Annotated in this window: 15 protein-coding genes; 6 read left to right on the top strand and 9 right to left on the bottom strand. The window is 71.2% G+C overall.

What is annotated here, in order from left to right; all coding sequences use genetic code 11:
• Nucleotides 1-25 precede the first annotated feature (25 nt).
• The 5 genes from AB0D93_RS17505 to AB0D93_RS17525 form a co-directional block, all read right to left on the bottom strand.
• Nucleotides 26-517, bottom strand: coding sequence for a methylated-DNA--[protein]-cysteine S-methyltransferase (locus AB0D93_RS17505; protein ID WP_362120095.1), 492 nt, complete (start codon nt 515-517; stop codon nt 26-28).
• Nucleotides 514-1,926 (bottom strand): AlkA N-terminal domain-containing protein, encoded by a 1,413-nt coding sequence (locus AB0D93_RS17510; protein WP_362120382.1) that lies wholly within the window; start codon nt 1,924-1,926, stop codon nt 514-516. Before AB0D93_RS17510 ends, AB0D93_RS17505 begins: the two co-directional genes overlap by 4 nt.
• 70 nt (nt 1,927-1,996) lie before the next feature.
• Nucleotides 1,997-3,106 (bottom strand): ribosome small subunit-dependent GTPase A, encoded by a 1,110-nt coding sequence (gene rsgA, locus AB0D93_RS17515; RefSeq protein ID WP_362120097.1) that lies wholly within the window; start codon nt 3,104-3,106, stop codon nt 1,997-1,999.
• A gap of 539 nt (nt 3,107-3,645) precedes the next feature.
• Nucleotides 3,646-4,065 (bottom strand): roadblock/LC7 domain-containing protein, encoded by a 420-nt coding sequence (locus AB0D93_RS17520; protein WP_362120099.1) that lies wholly within the window; start codon nt 4,063-4,065, stop codon nt 3,646-3,648.
• Nucleotides 4,062-6,035: a nitrate- and nitrite sensing domain-containing protein gene (locus AB0D93_RS17525; protein WP_362120101.1), complete on the bottom strand. Its 1,974-nt coding sequence runs from the start codon at nt 6,033-6,035 to the stop codon at nt 4,062-4,064. Before AB0D93_RS17525 ends, AB0D93_RS17520 begins: the two co-directional genes overlap by 4 nt.
• Before the next feature lie 794 nt (nt 6,036-6,829).
• On the opposite strand from AB0D93_RS17525, the gene AB0D93_RS17530 reads away from it, so the two are divergent.
• From AB0D93_RS17530 to AB0D93_RS17545, 4 genes are all read left to right on the top strand, one after another.
• Complete coding sequence (locus tag AB0D93_RS17530; protein ID WP_362120103.1) at nt 6,830-7,426, top strand: ImmA/IrrE family metallo-endopeptidase; 597 nt, start codon at nt 6,830-6,832, stop codon at nt 7,424-7,426.
• On the top strand, nt 7,419-8,771 hold the full coding sequence (locus tag AB0D93_RS17535) for a DUF6545 domain-containing protein (protein WP_362120105.1): 1,353 nt from the start codon (nt 7,419-7,421) through the stop codon (nt 8,769-8,771). The genes AB0D93_RS17530 and AB0D93_RS17535 overlap by 8 nt, the downstream gene beginning before the upstream one ends.
• A gap of 119 nt (nt 8,772-8,890) precedes the next feature.
• A complete protein-coding gene (locus AB0D93_RS17540) occupies nt 8,891-10,168 on the top strand; it encodes a hypothetical protein (RefSeq protein WP_362120108.1) in 1,278 nt (425 codons plus the stop codon).
• Between the two features lie 41 nt (nt 10,169-10,209).
• Nucleotides 10,210-11,157, top strand: coding sequence for a squalene/phytoene synthase family protein (locus AB0D93_RS17545; RefSeq protein ID WP_362120110.1), 948 nt, complete (start codon nt 10,210-10,212; stop codon nt 11,155-11,157).
• An 83-nt stretch (nt 11,158-11,240) separates the two neighbouring features.
• Here AB0D93_RS17545 and AB0D93_RS17550 read toward each other — a convergent pair whose 3' ends face one another.
• The 4 genes from AB0D93_RS17550 to AB0D93_RS17565 all read right to left on the bottom strand — a co-directional run bounded on the left by AB0D93_RS17550 (nt 11,241) and on the right by AB0D93_RS17565 (nt 16,679).
• Nucleotides 11,241-12,017 (bottom strand): helix-turn-helix transcriptional regulator, encoded by a 777-nt coding sequence (locus tag AB0D93_RS17550; protein ID WP_362120112.1) that lies wholly within the window; start codon nt 12,015-12,017, stop codon nt 11,241-11,243.
• An 857-nt stretch (nt 12,018-12,874) separates the two neighbouring features.
• Entirely contained in the window at nt 12,875-14,371 is a 1,497-nt protein-coding gene (locus AB0D93_RS17555) for a cellulose-binding domain-containing protein (RefSeq protein ID WP_362120114.1), read from the bottom strand.
• 237 nt (nt 14,372-14,608) lie between these two features.
• The gene (locus AB0D93_RS17560) at nt 14,609-15,946 is read right to left on the bottom strand and encodes a radical SAM protein (RefSeq protein ID WP_362120116.1); all 1,338 of its coding nucleotides are present in this window, start codon (nt 15,944-15,946) and stop codon (nt 14,609-14,611) included.
• 58 nt (nt 15,947-16,004) lie between these two features.
• Nucleotides 16,005-16,679: a pyridoxamine 5'-phosphate oxidase family protein gene (locus tag AB0D93_RS17565; RefSeq protein ID WP_362120118.1), complete on the bottom strand. Its 675-nt coding sequence runs from the start codon at nt 16,677-16,679 to the stop codon at nt 16,005-16,007.
• Between the two features lie 157 nt (nt 16,680-16,836).
• On the opposite strand from AB0D93_RS17565, the gene AB0D93_RS17570 reads away from it, so the two are divergent.
• Nucleotides 16,837-18,099, top strand: coding sequence for an FAD-binding protein (locus AB0D93_RS17570; protein WP_362120120.1), 1,263 nt, complete (start codon nt 16,837-16,839; stop codon nt 18,097-18,099).
• A 153-nt stretch (nt 18,100-18,252) separates the two neighbouring features.
• Nucleotides 18,253-19,503 carry an ROK family transcriptional regulator gene (locus AB0D93_RS17575; RefSeq protein WP_362120122.1) on the top strand — a complete coding sequence of 417 codons (1,251 nt, stop codon included), beginning with the start codon at nt 18,253-18,255 and terminating at the stop codon, nt 19,501-19,503.
• Nucleotides 19,504-19,511 lie beyond the last annotated feature (8 nt).

Here is a 19,511-nt window from a genome sequence, read left to right on the forward strand (position 1 = left end):
CGACTCCGCCCGGGCCGTTGTGCCCCTAGCCGGCGAGCGTGCCCTCCAGCGTGAGCAGCCACACCTTCCGTTCGACTCCTCCCGCGTAACCGGTCATCGACCCGTCCGCGCCGATGACCCGGTGGCACGGACGCACGATCAGCAGCGGGTTGGCTCCGATCGCGCCGCCGACGGCGCGAACCGCCGCGCGGGGTGCGCCGATGCGTGCGGCGATCTGCCCGTAGGTGACGGTGGCGCCGTACGGCACCTCGTCCAGGGCGGCCCACACCCGCTCCCGGAACGCGGTGCCGTCGGCCCTCAACGGCAGCTGGAATTCCTTGAGTTCAGCCGCGAAGTAGGCACCCAGCTGGTCCGCGGCCGCACGGAACGGTCCGGTGTCGTGCCGCCAGCCGTCCCGCACGCCGCGCCCGCCCTTCTGCCCGGGCACGGACAGCGAGGTGAGCGCCCCGTCGCTGTCGGCGGTGAGCAGCAAACTGCCCACGGGGGTGTCCAGTCGGGTCCAGTACACGGTCGTCATCGGTTCCACTCCCCTGCCACGCGCAGATGCTGGACGGCGTACGAGCGCCAGGGCCGCCAGTCGTCGGGCACCTCCGCGCCGGGCGGGGCGACGTCCGGATCGCCGAGGGCGCGCACCCGTACGGCGGCGACGGTGGCCGGGTCCATGCCGGGCAGGGCGAGCAGCGCCTCCTGGGCGTCGTCCCGGTCGGCGCCGGGGTCCAGCCGTACCGTGCCGTCGGCGAGCGCGGCGGCGAGCGCACCCAGCGGGCCGTCCGGCTCCGCCTCGGCGAGGACGGCGGGCTCCGGGAAGAGATGGGTGAGGCCTCCGCAGGGCGCGTCGAGCACCTTGCCGTACCGGTGCACCAGTTCCTGGGCGCCGTCCCTGCCGGTCAGGGCGCGGACGGCGGGCTCGAGCGGGTCCACGGCACCCGGCGAGCGCAGTCCGGGCCGGGCCGCGACCAGCGGACCGAGCCGCGCGTCGGCGCCGAGCCGCTCGTCGACGGCGTACGGGTCGGCGTCGAGGTCGAACAGGCGCCGCAGTCGCTGCACCGCGGTGGTGAGGTCCCTGGGGTCGGTGAGGTGCAGCCGCGCGTCGAGCCAGCCTCCCGGACGGGTGCCGGTGCTGGTCACCGCCGCCCTTGTCCGTTCCTCGACGGCGACGATTCCGGTGCCGTACGGCAGCCGCAGCGTGCGCCGGTAGGTACGGCCGCCGGGTGCGCCGGAAACCTCCTCGACACCGGTTACGGCCTCTTCCGCGAGCTGGTCGAAGACGGCGGCGGCCTGGTACGGCCCGCGATGGGCGAGGCGCAGCGGGATCCCGGCTCCCGGAGCGGCTCGGCGGGCGCCCCGGCCCCGGGCGGCACCCCGGCCCCGAGGGGCGGCGGCCCGCAGTTCGGTGGGTGTCGAGTCGTACACCTCCCGGACGGTGTCGTTGAACTGGCGCACGCTGGCGAACCCGGAGGCGAACGCGATCTCGGTGACCGGCAGCTCGGTGGTCTGCAGCAGCACCCGCGCGGTGTGCGCCCGCTGGGCCCGGGCGAGCGCCACGGGCCCGGCACCGAGCTCGGCCGTGAGCTGCCGCTGGACCTGCCGCGCGCTGTAGCCGAGCCGTGCGGCGAGGCCAGCGACGCCCTCCCGGTCCACGACGCCGTCGGCGATCAGCCGCATGGCCCGGCCGACCACGTCGGCGCGTACGTTCCACTCCGCCGACCCCGGCACGGCGTCCGGCCGGCACCGCCGGCAGGCCCGGAACCCGGAGCCCTGCGCGGCGGCAGCCGTCGGGAAGAACCGTACGTTGTGCCGCTTCGGCGTCACCGCCGGGCAGCTGGGCCGGCAGTAGATGCCGGTGGTCTCGACGGCGAAGAAGAAGACTCCGTCGAACCGCCCGTCCCGGCTGCGCACCGCCTCGTACCTGGTGTCTTCGTCCATCACGTGCTCCAGTGTGGAACGGGGCACGGGGACGGGGCCAGCGGGAATCGGACATCGCGATGGGCGGTGCCTACCCCCGGCGCCCCCGCTTGATCTCCATCGCCGCCCTGCCCTCGGCGCCCTTCCGCTTCCAGTCCCGCCGCAGCTCCGCCCGGACCCGCGCATCGGTCTTGGCCACGATCCACTGGTTCTCCCGCACCAGCTTCCGGTAGCTCTCCAGCCGCCGCGCCGGGAGCTGCCCGTTCTCCACGGCGGAGCGCACCGCGCAGTCCGGCTCGGTCTCATGGGCACAGTCGTGGAAACGGCACCGCTCGGCCAGTTCCCCGATCTCGGCGAACACCTGGCCGACACCGCTTTCGGCGTCGTACAGGCCGACACCCCGCAGCCCGGGCGTGTCGATGAGGACGCCGCCGGAGGGCAGGGCGAGCAGGTTGCGGGTGGTCGTGGTGTGCCGGCCCTTGCCGTCGATGTCCCGCGCCGCACGTACGTCCATGACGTCCGCGCCGACGAGGGCGTTGGCCAGCGTGGACTTGCCCGCACCGGACTGGCCGAGCAGCACGGACGTGCCGGAGCCGACGAGCGCGACGAGGACGTCGAGGCCCTCGCCGTGCAGGGCGCTGACGGTGAGCACGGGCACGCCGGGCGCGCTCGTCTCCACGTCCTGCACCAGGTGGGCGAGGGTGACGGGGTCGGGTACCAGGTCGGCCTTGGTGAGGACGACGACCGGCTGGGCGCCGGACTCCCAGGCGAGGGCGAGGAAGCGTTCGACGCGGCCGAGGTCGAGCTCGACGGCGAGCGACACGGCGACGACGGCGTGGTCGACGTTCGCGGCGAGGATCTGCCCGTCGGACCGCTTGGAGGAGGTGGAGCGCACGAAGGCGGTACGGCGTGGCAGATACGCGCGGACGTAGCGCGGATCTCCGTCGGGGTCGACGGCGACCCAGTCCCCCGTGCACACGACCTTCATCGGGTCACGGGGCACGACGAACTCGGTGTCGGCACGGACGGTGCCGCCCGCGGTGACGACGTCGCACTGACCGCGGTCGACCCGGACGACACGGCCGGGCAGGAGGCCCTGCTCGGCGTACGGAGCGAACTCGGCTTCCCAGCCCTCGTCCCAGCCGTACGGGGCCAGAGGGTGCGACGAAGCGGAAGAAACCGAAAGAGAAGAGAGATTCAAGGGGAACCCTTCACAGGGCGGCCCCGGCTCTGCGCACGTGTGCGCTGTGAGAAAGGTCAGCCGGAAGCCACGGAGGTGGAGTGGATGAACTTCTGGTCGCGGGCAGCGCCCATCACAGAGACAGTCATCGGTCACACCTCCCGTTCCTCACTTGGTCGACAACGGCGGTCAACGGCCGCCGTGCGAAGTCGACCTCACCATAGGGCGGCACGCACCCGAGCGCCACCGATTTATTGCTCCGGCAGCAGTCCATGCCCTGAACCGGAAGATGCCGGTGGTCGCTCGGGGGGGGCGGGCAGCTTGACCACTCCTCAGCTCGCATCCCCCACACGGCTTGCAGATCCTCACACCGGACGATGATCGACGCGTCGGTGAGCGCGATCTCGTGTCGCAACCGTCGTCCGAGGACGACAGTCACCTCCCGCGCCGGGCGAGCCGGGCGACGAACTCGCCCGAAGGGCCTCTTCCAGGTCGCGGCGGTGTCCTGCTTCTCGGAGTGCGTCAGGACGAGGACCCCGCGGCCGACGCGCCCGCTGCGACTATCGCGCGGCCACGCGCGCGGAGTGGAGTTCGTGGACCAACTGCGGGGTGAGCAGTTCGCCGGCGCGGTCGGCGAGGACGGCCATTTCATAGCCGATCAGACCGACGTCGCACCCCTCGGCGGCCAGGACGCCGAGGCAGCTTCCGTCGCGGATGCGACCGACCATGAGGAAGCCTCCGAGCATTTCGATCATGACGAGTTTCATGCCGTGGAAGCCGTGTGACACTGCCGCGTTCTGGGCGAGGCTGGTGATGCCGGAGACGACGGCGGCGAGATGGTCGGCGCGGTCTCGGCCAAGGCTGTCCGACGCGGCCATGAGCAGGCCGTCGGAGGAGACGGCGACGGCGCCGGTGACGCCGTCGGCGGTACGTACGAACTCCGAGACGAGCCAGCCGAAGCTCTGGACGGCGGTGGTCACGATGACGCTCCTTGAGTGGGTCGGGCTTCGGCCCGGGCGACACCCGCTCGGAAGCCGTTGAGCAGGGAGGAGACAGCGGGCCGGGCGGGCGGGAGTGCAGCGGAGGGGTCCTGCGCACGGGCGAGCAGGCGCCCGGACAGGGCGAGGAGCGCGGACAGGCCGCCACCGGGGGTGTCGAAGAGGTGGACGTGGGTGCCGTCACCAAGGCGCTGGGCGAGTCGGCCGATGACGAGGTGGCCGAGGAAGCGCGTGGGCGCGGCGAGGAGAGCCTCCTCGCCGGAGCCGGAGAAGCGGGCGTGAGCACGTTCCTTGTCGGGTTCGGACATGCCGACACCGTGGTCGACGACAGCGAAGCAGTACGTGTCGTCCTCGGTGTCGTACCAGCCGTGCACCTCGACCGGTTCGGTCGGTGGCGAGAAGACCAGCCCGTTCTCGATGAGTTCGGCGAGGAGGTGAGCGACATCGGCGACGGCGTGCCCGCGCACCCGCACCGGCTCCACGGCCGCGATCAGCACCCGCCGGTACTGCTCCACCTCGGCCACGGCCGCCTGGACGACTTCCAGACCGTCGGCCGGTGCCGCCGTGGGCCGCGGCGGATTCTGCCCGGCCAGCACCAGCAGGTTTTCGGCGTTGCGCCGCATACGGGTGGCGAGGTGGTCGAGCTCGAAGAGCTCGGCGAGGGCGTCCGGGTCGAGTTCCTGCCGTTCCAGGCGGGTGATGAGCCTGAGCTGACGACGTACGAGGTTCTGGTTGCGGCGGCCGAGATTGGCGAGCGATTCGGTGGTGTTGCGGCGCAGTCCGGCCTGCTGGGCGGCGAGGTGGAGGGCGGTGTGTTCCACCTGGTGCAGGGACGCTGCGACCTCGGTGATCTCGGCCACGCCGCCCCGCAGGTGCGCGTCGGGGTCGTCCGGGGCGGCTGCCGCCAGGAGGAGCTGCACATCGTCTGGTGGGGACTGCTGGATCCGGGTGACGGCCTGGGGCAGCCGGTGTCGTGCCACGTCGTGGGCGGCCTCGGCGAGCGCGGCGAGCGGGCGCGTGAGGGAACGGGAGGCGAAAGCGGCGAGACCCGCGAGGAGGGCGGCCACGAGCGTTCCCGCGACGAGGTAGGCGGCGAGGCTCGTCTCGGCGTCGTGGCTGAGCCGGTCGGCCCGGTCCCGTACATCGTCACCGACCGACTGCTGGACGGCGTACAGATCATCGACGAGTACGGTCATCGCGTCCCACCACGTGCGGGCACTGACACGCAGTGCGGAGCCGTCGGCGGCGTCGTCCGCCTGATTCTCGTAGGCGGTGGCGCGTTTGGCGTCCTCGGTCGCGAAGGCGTGATTCAGCGCCGCGCGCTGGGGTGCCGTGGTGACCTGCCGGAAGCGGGCCAGGGCGGCGACCCGGGTGGCGCGCACCTCGGTGAAGGTGAGGTACTCGCGGCCGTGGAAGGCGCCTTCGGCGAACGCGCCGTTGAGAAGCCCGCGTTCGAGAGCGACGGATTCCTTGGCGGCGGCCAGCTCCTCCAACGCTGCGAGCCCGTCGGCCAGTTGGCGGTCATCGCGCGTTGCGGTGTCGGTCACCGGGTCGACGGCGTTGAGGGCGTCGACGGCGCTGGTGTAGAAGGTGAAGGTCGCGGCCCTGTCGGCGGTGTCCCTGTCGACGGCCGCACGGATGCCGGCGAGACGCCCCAGACGCCGGCGGATGACCTTCTCGACGGCGTCGTCATCGCGCATGCCGGCCAGCGCCGTGTCCACGCGCTTGCGTGTGGCGGCCAGCTGCGGACGGAACTCCTTCTCACCGCCCAACAGGCCGCTGGTCAGGCCGCGTTCGCGTTGCAGCTGGTGCACCATGGCCTGAACCCGCAGGCTGAGGCCGACCTCGGCGCGGGTCGTCCGGGCATCGCCGAGGGCCTCTGCGCGGCTGTGTACGGCGAGACCGGCCACGGACAGCAACAGGCAGATCGGTACCGCGATGACCACCGCCACGCGGCCTCGGACACTGCGCCAGCCAGGTATCGGCCGACGGCCGGGAGCCGTTCGGCCCCTGTGGCGGCGTACCGAACCTCCCCCGCCCACACAGGCCTTGCTGATCGCGCCCAGCCTGCCGAGCAGCGGCCGTGCCGACTCCCACACCTTCATACGTCACGAAGCTAGCCCGGCCGCAGTGCCGGGCGGTTTCCGACCTGTTAGGCCGCGTGGGAGTTTCAGTTGCGCCGCCCTCACACCACGGGCCGGGAGACTGTGACCGGGGATGGCCAGACCGGTGGCCCGCGCCGGAGGCGGTCGTGCCGCCGGGCCGCCATGGCCCACTCGACCAGAAGCTGCGGCCGAGGAGCCGCATCGTCCACGACGGCGGGTCACGGCGCGTTGCCCAACCCTCGACGTTCCCGACCTATAGTTGACGACGCGTTGGTCAGCACGCCTTGAAACACTGTCTCGGTCTGGTGACTTGAACACGGTTTCCGGGGTGTTGTCGGGGCAGGATGAGGAGAACGGATGACGGGGTGGATCGCGCGATCTGCCACAGGAGCGGACACCAGGGCCGTACAAGCGGGCCCTCGAACCACTCGCCTGGCACGGCTCCTGACACCGGGCGCCGCGCATCGGTCGGCTTGCAAGGAGTCGCGTCACTCCTGCGACACCGCGTCAACCGAGCATGATCATCGTGCTGCGCAGACCGCCACCCTCGTCGACGAGGGGTTCCGTGCCGGTCCGCAGGTCCGGCCACATGGGTTCAGGCGACGCGCGGTGGCCACGGTCCCAGGCGGAGGGGAACGAGTATGCAGCCGATCGTGAGGACGGGCCGTCGGCGACCGGAGTGGCCACGCTGGATCGGCACCGTCAGGGAAGAGCTCGCCATTCGCCGCGAAACCCATGCGGCTGCCCGGCAGATCCGCAGAGACTTGGGCCTCTCAAGCGTCCAGAGCATCGACGGTCTGGTGGAGCTCGTCGCCGAACGGCGCGGCAACCCCATCACTGTACTGTACATCGACATGCCGCCCACCGTCAGCGCGTTCTCTCTTGCCACCCCGGACCAGGACTACATCGCGGTCGACGAGTACGCCAGCGAACTCACTCAAGTGAACTCCATCGCCCACGAATTGGGTCATTTCCTCTTCGACGAGGCGGAGGACGTCAGGGTGCCCGTCGGGGCGCGTGACGGCAGCCCGCTGTCGAGGGAACTGGCGGTTCGGCTCACTCCGGCGCTCAACCCCGACACGGTCACCGCCTTCTTCCAACGGTCTCACTACGACTCACCGGTCGAGCGAAAGGTCGAGGCCTTCGCGACTGTGGCGCTGGACCGCAAGATCGCGCTCCAAGAGTCCGACGCACATGGCTTGGCCTTCAGCTTCACCCACCGGAGGACCGGTGTCTGAGAGCAGCGCGACCACTGTCTACCTGGTCATCGCCGGCCTCCATCTGACGATCGCCATCTGGAAGGCCTCGGCCCTCGTACGTTCCCCTTCTTTCTCGCTGGCCCTGCAGGTTGCCACCCATGGACTGGGCGGCATCGTCTACGTGGTCGCCTCTCCTTTCGGATACCGGAGTCTCGGTACGGTGTCCGGACAGCCGTGGCTCCCCACGCTGCCGATCTACCTGGGCATCCTGCTGTGTTTCGGGACCCAGCACCTGTTGACGATCCTGTGGACCCCGTCCCGGTCGGATCAGCCGTGGCGGGTCCGGCGGCAGATCGCGGCCTGGGCGGTCGCCTACGGCATCTCCTTCGCGGTCATGGTCGTCGCGTTTCTGACCACGGATCTCGGCGGATCGGCCGATCCGCTCAAGTTCAACACCGACCAGGTGAACCATCCGCAGGTGCAGGTCTTCCTCAGTGTGTTTCTGACCATGCTCACCTGCGGAACGGTGCACACATGGCGTCGCACGCGACATGCACGGGCCGACGACAAGGCAATCATGCACTCCGTCCGCTGGTACGGACGCAGCATGCTCGTGACATCCGGGTACGTGGTGTGTTCGGCACCGGCAGCCGCAGCCGCCGCCCTCGGTCACCACCAACTCGACGACGTGGGGGTGCTGGGCTCCGCCTTCGGGGTCGTGGGATCCATCATGACGTGCTACGGAATCTCGGGAGCGGCGTTGAGCAAGTGGCTCGGCGAACGTCGGGACATCGCGGTTCTGCAGCCGTTGTGGGACCTCGTCGTCGCGGGGGTCGACCAGGAGCTGTCCCTGGGCTCGGGGCACCGCCGGCCGGATCACCGCGACCCGCAGGCCTCCGCAGGTCCGGGGCGATCCAAGCCGAATCGCATCTTCAATGTCCGGTGGACACTTCATCGACGAGTGATCGAGATCCTGGACGGAATCCGGCAGCTGGAACGGCGCGCCTGGATCAGCGACTTGCCTGCGCAGGCGGTCGCGGGCCTGTACAGCGAGGCCATGAAGACCGACGCCCTGCGAAGCGAGCTGGGTCTGGGGAAGAAGGGCCTGTCCTCCCACGAACTCGAAGCCGCTGTCACGGCCGCAGTCCTGCGTGACGCGGTCGAGCGCCTCCAGGCGGCAGGACCTGACGGTACGTCACCCGTCGCTTCTGCCCGGCCCGCGCTCTTCGCCCCGGGAAAGAACACGCCCGCCGCCCAGGAGAGGACCCGCCTGGTGCGCCTGGCCCGGGCGCTCCGCTCCCCTCTGGTGGATTCTTCACTACAGGTGGTCCGCTCCGCCCAGGAGGGCGAAGGAGTGTCCTGGACTCGCGCAGCGGCACGATAGTGTCCCGTCCGGTCGCTCTTCTCAGCGACGCACCCATTCGAACGGAGCTGAGCCGTCACGGCTCGGAGGGGAGCCGCGTGCAACGGGCAGTCGTCCTTGGTGGAAGCTACGCAGGCCTGTTGGCCGCCCGCGTGCTGAGCGACTTCGCCGAAGAGGTCGTCATCGTGGAACCGGACCACCTCGACGGTGGGTCAACCGGCTCGGGCGCACCGCACCGGCACCAGTTGCACGCCCTGCTCGCGATGGGGCATGCGCAGTTGGAGCGCTGGTTTCCCGGCATCACCAGGGAGATGACCGCGGCAGGTGCCGTGGTCGGCAGCGGCCGAGCGGTCCAGTTCTACGTCGACGGCAGGCCACGCCCGCCCCTGGACGACGTCGAAATGCTCAGCGCCACGCGCCCGTTCATCGAGCACGCCGTACGACGGCGCACGCACGAGCTGCCCAATGTGCGCTTCCTCGTCGGCCGCGGCCAAGGACTCCTGGTACGAGGCGACCGCGTGTGCGGCGTCCGCTATGCACCGGCCGGGCACGAGCACGAGCACCAGACGACACTCGCCGCCGACCTCGTCGTCGATGCCATGGGCCGGTCGAGTCGCCTGAGCGGCTGGCTCGACCAGGAGGGGTGGCCCGTGCCACCCGTGGAGCGGATGCGGATCGACCTCGGCTACGCCACGGCCACGTTCCACCGGGGCAACGAACTCCCGGGGACAGTGATCGCGCACTCCACTCCTGGCCCCGACAGCGGCTACCAGCCCGCACGCTGCGAACCCGGAGCACTCGCGGCTGTCGAGAACAGCCTGTGGACGGTCGTCCTGGCCGGTTACGCCGGTCACCGCCCTTCCAGGAACCCGCGGGAGTTCGTCGCGAGAATGCGACGTTGCGTCGCCCCGCTGCGGGAGGTCGCCGAGCACTGCGCGCTACAGGGCGATGTCGGCACATTCCAGTTCCGCGAGAGCCGACGCCGCCTGTTCCGCGCGACAAGCCGCTTCCCGGGCGGGCTGGTCGCGGCGGGCGATTCCATGGCCTCCGTCAACCCGGTGTACGGGCAGGGGCTCACCCTCGCGGCTCTGCAGGCCGGCGCGCTCGCCACGTACCTGCGCTCCGGAGCCGCGCCGCATGCTCCCGCCTGGGACTACTTCCGTCGCGCGGACGTCTTCATCGACGCCGCGTGGAAACTGTCGACGACCGCCGACCTGGCCCAGCCTCACGTCGCCGGTCCTTACCCCCGCGGCTATCCCCTGATCCGCTGGGTCGGCGACAAGATCACACAAGCGTCGGTCCGGGATCCCGAGGTCAACCGCGCCTATATGGACGTCGTCCACATGCGACAGCATCCGCGAACCCTCACTCGCGCCCGTGTCCTGCTGCGCACGGCCCGCGTCCTCCTGGACCGCTGACCGTCCGTGCCCGTACCGGAATCACCAACCTAAGGAGTGCAGTGCCCCGATGGCCCGCGGCCCTGACCGAGGCCGGCATCACTGACCCGACACTGCGGCGAGCCTACGACGCGCTGCGCGACCAGGTACGGAAGTACGCTCTCCACCAGTACCTCGCCGCCCGGCTGCTGCTCCCCCCGCAGCTCCACGCGTCCGTCGTCGCCATGGTGGCCTTCATGCACGAAACCGACGAGCGAATCGACGCCGGAGAGGTCGGCGCCCGCAAGGAAGCACTGAGTTCATGGCACCGTGAGGTCAGGGGGGCACTCGATGCCGTCCCCGGCCCGGGGGCTCCGGCGTCCGCTCTGCTCCGGGCGCTCGCCGACACCTCACGCCGATGCCCGCACACGGCTGGGCGCGTGCACGCCTTCCTGGACGGGGCGCTCGTCGAGGCCGAATGGACCGGCTTTGACGGCGAGGCCGACTACCAGGCGTACATCGACAGTTACTCGCTACCCGCCCTGATGCTGACCATGTCGCTGATCGCGCCGGCGCCGAAGGCAGGTGTGGACGAGTCGTTCCTCCACGGATGCCGGGCGCTGATCGAGGGGTGGCAGCGCATCGACTTCCTGGCCGATCTCGCCGAGGACGCCGAGCAGGGCCGCATCGGCATCGCACGCGAGGAACTGGACCGGTACGGGCTGACCGTCGAGGACCTGCGAAACAAGTCGCAGGCATGTGTTCCCGCTCTGGGGCGGCTGGTCGACGCGCAGGCCGATCTCGCCGAGACCGCGCTCACCGCGTGCCGGGGACTGCCTGATCTGGTCGACGCGCCCTACCGACCGTTTCTGAAAGCGCTGATCTCCCTTCAGGTTCTCCACCTCCAGGCCGTACGACGCAAGGGTGGTTCCCTCTTGCGCGGCGGGGCGCGACCGTCGGTCCCAGCCGCCCTCCGCATCCTTGCGCAGCAGTATCGCGCCGCGAGAAGCGTGCGCCGCCCATCGAGGTGACGGCCGGTCTTCCCGGGCAGGCGGGGCGCCACGGGACCGCCGGACGCGGACCGCGGAGCGCGGACCCCGTCGAGAAGCAGTCTTCAATCGTCGTGCTTGGCCAGTCCTACCGCGCTTCTGAGGATGCCCATCACGCTCCTGCGGTGATTGGCGGGCAGCGAGCGCATCGTGGCAGCGAGTTCGCGGAGTTCAGGGTCCTCGTCGCCACCGGCCGCAGTCGTCGGCGCCTGGGACGCGCGCTGGGCCGTTTCGACCACCTGGTGGATCGCTGCCTGCAACTGGCGTGACAACTGGTCGCTGCCGGCCGACACGCTTCCCCGCAGAGCCACGCGCTCCACCCGCCGGCCCTTGAGTTCGGCGATCAGCCGTGCCTGTTCCAGGACGGGCCCAAGGGCCGTCAGGAGTGCCGTCTTGGGTCCGAGTGTGAAGAAGCCCGGGGCGTTGAAGAACTCCGCCAGGTCCTTGCTGACGTCGAACCCCGGGTTGCGCGAGCCGTTCAGCAGGTTGGTGATCGTCGACTTGGCCACACCGACGGCATCGGCGACCTCCTGGAACGTGTGCTTGCGCCCGTTCTCCTTGAGCCTGGTGTCCAGGAGAAACCGCAGGCGGTCCTTGAAGGGCGGGTCGACCTCGCCGGGGGCAACGGATTCCCCTGCGAAGAGTTTGCGGACCGTCGCCTCGGTGATGCCCGTTTCGTGGGTGAGCCGGTCGAAGTTGATCACCTCGATGGTGTGGCCCAGTTCCTCGAGCTCCGCCTTGATCGATGCCAGGGCCGCCGCGACGTCCTCCACCCCGGTGGTGTTCTCCATAAACAGGCGGTCTCCTGCTTCATCGTCGGTAAACCCGCGTGGGCGGCGCACTGAAGGGTAGCGCCAGAAGGGCGCGCCCCGCACCAAAGGGGTCACATTTGTAACCCATCCAGGGTCTCGCCAGATGATCTAGGCGCCAATTGACATCCGTGAGCGGGTGCAGCATGATCCCTGGTCGTGATGAAGTTGCCGCCTCCGCAGGAGACATGAATGAGCGTTACATCATCGCCGTCTTCGCCGCTCACCGATCGGAAGCGCAGTGACGCCCCATCAGCCGCTCCGATCTCCGTCGGTGCGCCAGGGCAGGGCGGCGGGCTCGGGGTCCGGCCACGGTGGACCGGCCGGAGGTGCCGGTGATCCGCCTCCGGGCGGCGAGTCCGACGGTGGTCCCGGCTCGGTGGTCATGTGCGGTCACAAGATGGCGTCGGGGCCGGTAGCAGGGCGAGATGCCACCGGACGCGGACAGGAACCGCTGTGCTCCGCCGGTGGAGCGGAAGCCCTTCATCGCCCATCCGCACCGTCTCGTCGGTCGGCGGATGCCCTCCGCGCCGCACCATGCCGTACCGGTCCACGGCCCGCCACGGGTAGGCCCGCGGCGCCGCAGCGCGTCTGCGCAGTCCTGCCCGGGCGTCCGCACCAGCGGCGGCGCCTCCTGCGGGACGATCCCACCGCGCCGGAGCAACGACCCCTCGACCTCTCGGAACCGCTCCCCACTGGACGGCCACGCACGGGGGCGAGTCCCGGCGTCGGCCCCTGAAGCTCCGACGGTCACACCGCCACAGGGGAGCGGTGTGGCCGTCGGGTCGTTCGGAACATGAGCGCGGACTCTGGTGCCCGCGATGCCGTAGTGGCCGGGGTCAGTGACGAAGGACCGGGCACCCGGAGGAAGTTCGACCCGTACGGCGCGCTCAGCCGGCCGTGCAGGGCGCCCCGTTGAGTGTGAAACCGTACGGTGACCGGTTTCTGCCCTGCCAGGTGCCGATGAACCCGAAGGACAGCGTGCCGTGCGCGGCGACGGTCCTGTCGTAGTCGGCGGCGGTGGCGGTGACGCGGGAGCCGCTCTGGTGCACGGTGGCGTCCCACATCTGGCCGACCCGCTGGCCGTCGCGGAAGTCCCAGGACAGGCTCCAGCCGGTGAGGGGCCGGTCGGTGGTGACGGTGACGCGGGCCTGGAAGCCGTCGGTCCACTGGTCGACGAGGTCGTAGGCGACCCGGCAGCTTGCGGCGGTGGCGGTGGGGGCGTGGGTGGCGGTGTGGGTGGCCCGGCCGGGGTCGGGCCGGTGCGCGGCGGAGGAAGTGCCCTGTGGTTCGGGGTCCGACTTCCTGCCGCTGGATCCCGCCGTCGTCCGCGCCGCGGAGGGGGTGGAGGGCGGTGCCGGTGGTGCGGTCGACCCGGTGGTGCGGGAGACGCTGGGGTCGGCGACCGGCTGCCGGTCGTCGCGTGCGGCTGCGGTGTCGTCGCCGGAGCCGCCGAACGGCATCATCGACACGCCGAGGGCCAGCGCCGAGAGCAGTACGGCGGCGGCGAGCAGGCCGCCGCGCAGGACACGGCTGCGGCCCGTACCCTCCGCCGGATCACCGTCGGCCGGGTCGGCGCCGCCGGGGCGTCCGGCACCGAGACGGACCTCGGCCGCGCGACGGCGGCGCTCCAGATAGGCGAGGCCGCCCCAGCCGATGACCCCGCCGGCCAGTGCGGCGGGCAGCCCGCCGCCGTGCAGGCGCAGACAGGCCGCGGCCTCGGCGCACCGCACGCAGGTCGCGAGGTGCCGGGAGAGGTCGTCGGGGGTGTCGGCGGACGCGGAGCGGGTGACCGCGTCCAGCAGGCGGGCGTAGGAACGGCACCGGGCGTCCATCGGGGTGTCGAGATGGGCGCGGTGACAGCGGTCCCGGAACAGGGTGCGGACCTCGTCGAGTTCACCGGCGACGGTGGCCGGATCCAGGCCGAGCCGGCGGGCCACGGTGGGCAGCGGCAGCGCCTCGACCTCGGCCAGCCACAGCAGGGCGGCGTCCGCCTCCTGCATGTCCCTGAGGCCGCGGAGGGCGACCGGGCGTTCCAGCGGCGGTCCCGCATGGCGGGCGGCCTTGCCGGAGTTCAGCCACAGCCTGAGGTCGGGGTCGAGCTTGTGCCCCTGCCCTTCGGCCTCCCAGGCGGCGGCGGTGTCGCGTACGGCGGTGAGGAGCGCCGGGATCACGGGCAGCCGTGCCGTGCGCCGGCCCGCCCCGCGCACATGGGTGCTCGCGGCGGCGCGGACCGCGCGCATGCCGAGCGTGAAGGCTTCGGTCGCCAGTTGATGGGCCGTCAGGGAACCGGAGGTGCACAGGTCCGCGTAACTGAGCACCGCGTCCCAGCCCTCCGAGAACAGCGCGGACTCGGTGGCGTCCTTGGGCGTCGGCAGGTCGGGCATGGGACTCCTGCATCCACGAGCGAGGTCAACTCACCATAGAGGGAAGGGAGTTGCGAGGAACCTCGCGGCAGAACACAGAGCCTTTCACGCCCTCGCCATAACTGACAAGCGGCCTGTTCACATCCGGTTACCGACCGTGCCGGAGGGGATGCGCGCCGCGACGAGCCCACAACTCCGGCCTCTTGTACGGATGCGGACGCCGCCCTGCTCACCGCCGGGCCGGCCCGGTGCGCGGGATCACGCCTCGGCCGGCGCCTCCGCCTGCGCGGGTTCGTCGGCGGGCAGGCTGTCCATGAAGGAGCTGACGGAGAAGACCGCGCGGCCGGGTCCGGGCGGGCCGTAGCCGGGCGGGGAGGAGAGTCCGAAGTCCTCCATCGTCTGACGGTAGGCCTGCAGCAGCCTGATGTGGTACTCCAGCGGCGCGCCCTGCGGGTTGGCCTTGCCGAGCGGGGTGGTGGGCTCGGGGCACCAGGTGGTGAAGCGGGGCGTGATGCCGTGCGACATGAAGAAGCGCAGGCCCTCGGTGGTGGAGGCGATGGCCTCGTCGACGGTGGTGAAGCCGAACGGCTCCGCCATCTCCACGCCCGCCACGAAGTTGGGGATCACGTTGCGCGCGCCGAACACCTCGGCGGAGTCCAGGATCCGCCTGTGCCACTCGTCGCGGCCGACGTAGCGCTCCTTGCCGGGGCAGTACAGCTCGAACAGCCGGCGGTCCCACACCTCGAAGTTGGGGTGGTAGATCTGCACGCCGTAGTCCTTGAACCGCTGCACGTCGGCCTTGGGCAGCGCCTGGGCGACGACCTTGCCGATCCAGCGGCCAGGGAAGCGCTCCTCGATGGCCTTGGCGTAGTGGCCGTAGAAGTCGGCCTCGTCACGTCCGGCAACCGTTTTCGTAATGGCTCCGCCGGTCAGCGTGTACGCGGTGGAGGCCTTCTGGGTGTCGTACCTGTCGATGATCTCAAGGGCCTCCAGCACCTCCTCGACGTCCTTGACCCCGGTGTACGGCCGCCCCGCCGCCTTGTGCTGGCGCCAGTTGTGGTTGATGTCGCAGTACTGGCACTCCTCCTTGGCGCCGAAGTACTGGCATACCCGGAAAACGGTGAGATAGATCAGGTAACCCCACTGGATGGTGGGGGCCACCTCCATCACGGACTTCCCGTTGGAGAGGGTGTGCCGGTAGTACTCCGGCATCGGCGGCACGCCGACGTCGGCGATGCGCTTTCCGTCGAGGTAGAGCCCGAGCAGCCCCTCCTCGTCGGCGGCCACCCGGTACGGCGAGGCCGGATTCACCCGTACGGAGACGACCGTGCGGCGCAGGTCGTACGGGCCGCCGGTGAGGATGATCTCCTCCGGCGGGCGCCTGAGCGCCGCCTCGCCGAGCTCGGGCAGGGTGCCGTGGTCGAAGGAGAAGATGAAGTACGACTTCGGCTTGACCTCGCCGCTCTCGTTGTCGCTGAGGGCGGAGGGGTCGAAGGCGACGCCGCCGCGGAGCAGGTCCTCCTTGAAGACGGCTTCCCGTGGCACGTGCGGGAACCGCTCCATCAGATCCTCGACCAGCGCGGTACGACTGCCCATCCGTCTGTCTCCTCCCGGTTCAGGCGTGCGTCTTACACCGTATGCCCCCGCCTGCGCCTCAGCCGTGCCGGGTCCCCGCACGGCGCGCGATGTGGTCCGGTACGGCGGCCTGGGCCGGCAGCGCCGGGTCTGGCTGCGGGGTGCCCCAGACCGTGGTGAGCGGCAGGACACCGGCCCACAGACCGAGGGCGGCGTCGGGTCCGTCGCCGTCGTCCGGGGCGCCGGTGCGGATCTTGACGGAGGCCTCCTGGAGGGAGAGGGCGAGGAGGGTGGTGGCGGCCAGTTCCTTGCGGCTGGGGCGGCGGGCGTACGACCACTGGCCCGGCGCGGAGTGCTCGGTGAGCAGGCGCAGGCCCTCCAGCTTCTCCTCGGGGTCGGTGACCCTGCGGGCGGTGCCGTGGATCATGGCGCTGCGGTAGTTCACACCGTGCTCGAAGACGGAGCGGGCGAGCACGAGTCCGTCCACGTGGGTGACGGTCACGCACACCGGTACCTCGCCGGCGAGGCTGCGGCTGGCGACGGACCCGTGCAGGTACAGCCACCGCTCGTCCCGCCCGTACACCGTGGGCACGACGACCGGCCGCCCGTCGACCAGCACCCCGAGGTGACAGACGAAACCGGCGTCGAGGACCGCCTCCAGCTCGGCCCGCTCCAGGCTGCCCTGCTCGCGCAGGCGGCGATGGCGGGTGCGGTCGGTGACGGGCAGCCGGGCGGGAAGCGTTTCCTGATCCATGCGGCGAAAGGTACCGAAACCGCATTGTCGAGGCGAGCGGAATTCCGAATGCGTCGAAGAATGCGGTTACGGCAACGGAATCCGTACAATGCCGCCACCCTGTGCCGCGGCGGATGAGAGGCTCGGCACACAGGCACTCTCCTGGAGGGACGCAACAGTGGCAGGGACGGCCGAGACCGCCGGGACGGTCACCAACTGGGCGCACACCATCACGTACACCGCGCGGGAGTTCCACCGGCCGCCCACGCTCGACGCGCTCGCGGCGCTCGTGGCGGGAAACGCACGGGTGCGGGTCCTGGGCAGCGGGCACTCCTTCAACCGGATCGCCGACCCCGGACCGGACGGTGTACTGCTGTCCACGGCCGCGCTGCCGCCGGTGATCGAGGTCGACACGGCCGCGCGCACGGTCCGGGTGTCGGGCGGGGTCCGCTACGCCGAACTGGCCCGCGCGGTCCACGCGCACGGTCTCGCCCTGCCCAACATGGCGTCGCTGCCGCACATCTCGGTGGCCGGTTCGGTGGCGACCGGCACCCATGGCTCGGGCGTCGGCAACGGCCCGCTGGCCTCGTCCGTCCGCGAGGTGGAGCTCGTCGTCGGGGACGGCTCGACCGTGACGATCGGCCGGGGTGACGACCGGTTCGACGGTGCCGTGACCTCGCTCGGCGCACTGGGGGTCGTCACCGCGCTCACCCTCGACCTGGAGCCGGCGTACCGGGTGGAGCAGCGCGTGTTCACCGAACTCCCGCTGGACGGGCTGGACTTCGCCGCGGTGGCCGCCTGCGGGTACAGCGTGAGCCTGTTCACCGACTGGCGGGAGCCGGGCTTCAGGCAGGTGTGGGTCAAGCGGCGTACCGACCAGCCCGCGGTGGACTTCCCGTGGGCGGCGCCCGCACGGGTGCCGATGCACCCGGTGCCGGGTATGCCCGCGGGCAACTGCACCGAGCAGCTGGGCGCTCCGGGGCCGTGGCACGAGCGACTGCCGCACTTCCGGGCGGAGTTCACGCCGAGCAGCGGGGAGGAGATCCAGTCGGAGTACCTGCTGCCGCGGGAGGCGGAGGTGGAGGCGCTGCGTGCGGTCGACGGCATCCGGTCGACGGTCGCCGGCGCGCTGCAGGTCTGCGAGGTGCGTACGGTCGCCGCCGACGCGCAGTGGCTCAGCCCGGCCCACGGGCGGGACTCGGTGGCGCTGCACTTCACCTGGGTCCGGGACGAGGCGGCCGTCGTGCCAGTGGTGCGCCGGCTGGAGGAGGCGCTGGCTCCCTTCGATCCGCGGCCGCACTGGGGGAAGGTGTACGGGTTCTCCCCGGCGGTCGTCCGCGGCCGCTACGCCCGCCTCGCCGACTTCCGCACCCTGGCGCGCTCCCTTGATCCAGCGGGGAAGTTCACCAACGCCTTCGTCCGGGACCTGCTGGAGGACTGACCGGAGCGCCTCTCCTTCGCGGTGTGGCCGGGCACTTTCTCCAGCCCCTTTCCAAAGCCCTTGTCGAAAGTCCCTCCCAGCTCATAGCCTGACGCCCGCGCCGGTGCCGACGTCGCCCCGGCCCGGTCCGGACGGCATGGGAGGGGCAGCCGCGTGAAGCGCACATCGCGTGACATCCGCACCGCGAACCGCTACGAGGTGCTGCGCCAGATCATCGCCGAGTCCCCCACCTCCCGGCAGGAACTCGCGGCGGCCACCGGACTGAGCCTCGCCACGGTGGCCACGCTGGTCGGCGAGCTGCTGGACCTGCGCATGATCACCGAGGTGGGGTTCGAGGACTCGGCCGGCGGCCGGCCCCGGGGCCTGGTGGCCGTCCACGCGCCGGGGGGCGCCTTGATCGGCGTCGACATCGCGGAGACCTACGTCCATGTCGAACTGTTCGACCTCGCGCTGAACGTGCTCGCCCGCGCCGACGAGGACATGCGGCCCGGCGAGAGCCGCCCAGAGCAGGTGGTGGGCCATGTCGCCGCGGCCGTCGGCTCGGTGGTGGCGCAGGCCGGGGTGGAGGCGGCCCGCGTGCTCGGCGTCGGGGTGAGCGTGCCGGGCCAGGTGGACCGCGACACCGGTGTCGCGGAGTACGCGCCCAACTGGGACTGGCACGACGTACCGTTGCTCGACCTGCTCGCCGAGCACATCGCCTACCCCCTGTACCTGGACAACCCGCTGCGCGCCTGCGCGGTGGCCGAGCTGTGGTTCGGGGCCGCGCGGGGCCGCGGGGACGCGGTCGTGGTCAACCTGGGCACGGGGGTCGGCGCCGGTCTGGCCCTCGGCGGGGGGCTGCACCGGGGCGTGAGCAACAGCGCCGGCGAGTGGGGCCACACCACGCTCGTCCTGGACGGGCGGTTGTGCCACTGCGGCAACCACGGCTGTGTCGAGACGTACGTCGGAGCGCCCGGCATCATGCAGAACCTGCGCGAACTCAGCCCGCGGTCCCCGCTGTTGCATCCCGAGGACCAGACGGCCACCGTCGACGCGCTGGCCCGCGCGGTCGCCGCGGGTGACCCGGTGGCCGTCAAGGTGGTCCGGGACACCGCCCGTTACCTGGGCGCCGGCATCTCCGACCTGATCAATCTCCTCAATCCCGAAGTGGTCGTGCTCAGCAGCTGGGTCGCCGCCCGGCTGGGCGAGCCGCTGCTGGGCGAGGTCCGCCGGGCCGTCGCCCGGCACACACTGCGCCGGCCGCTGGCCGCCACCGAGATCGTCCTCTCCCCGATCCCCACCGACCCGGTGTCCCTCGGCGCGGCCACGTTCGCGCTGGAGGGGGCGCTGCAGTCCGTCGGGCAGAGGCAGGGCAGCACCAAGCGCACCATCCCCGCAAGGAGCCGTACCGCACCGCCTTCATGACGACGGAA

The sequence above is a fragment of the Streptomyces sp. NPDC048191 genome (genome assembly GCF_040652655.1).
Taxonomy (GTDB): Bacteria; Actinomycetota; Actinomycetes; order Streptomycetales; family Streptomycetaceae; genus Streptomyces.

Bases quoted from the DNA above. Each gene is read 5' to 3' on its own strand.
- AB0D93_RS17505 (WP_362120095.1), bottom strand. From the start codon at position 517: ATGACGACCGTGTACTGGACCCGACTGGACACCCCCGTGGGCAGTTTG.
- AB0D93_RS17510 (WP_362120382.1), bottom strand. From the start codon at position 1,926: ATGGACGAAGACACCAGGTACGAGGCGGTGCGCAGCCGGGACGGGCGG.
- AB0D93_RS17530 (WP_362120103.1), top strand. From the start codon at position 6,830: ATGCAGCCGATCGTGAGGACGGGCCGTCGGCGACCGGAGTGGCCACGC.
- AB0D93_RS17555 (WP_362120114.1), bottom strand. From the start codon at position 14,371: ATGCCCGACCTGCCGACGCCCAAGGACGCCACCGAGTCCGCGCTGTTC.
- AB0D93_RS17560 (WP_362120116.1), bottom strand. From the start codon at position 15,946: ATGGGCAGTCGTACCGCGCTGGTCGAGGATCTGATGGAGCGGTTCCCG.
- AB0D93_RS17565 (WP_362120118.1), bottom strand. From the start codon at position 16,679: ATGGATCAGGAAACGCTTCCCGCCCGGCTGCCCGTCACCGACCGCACC.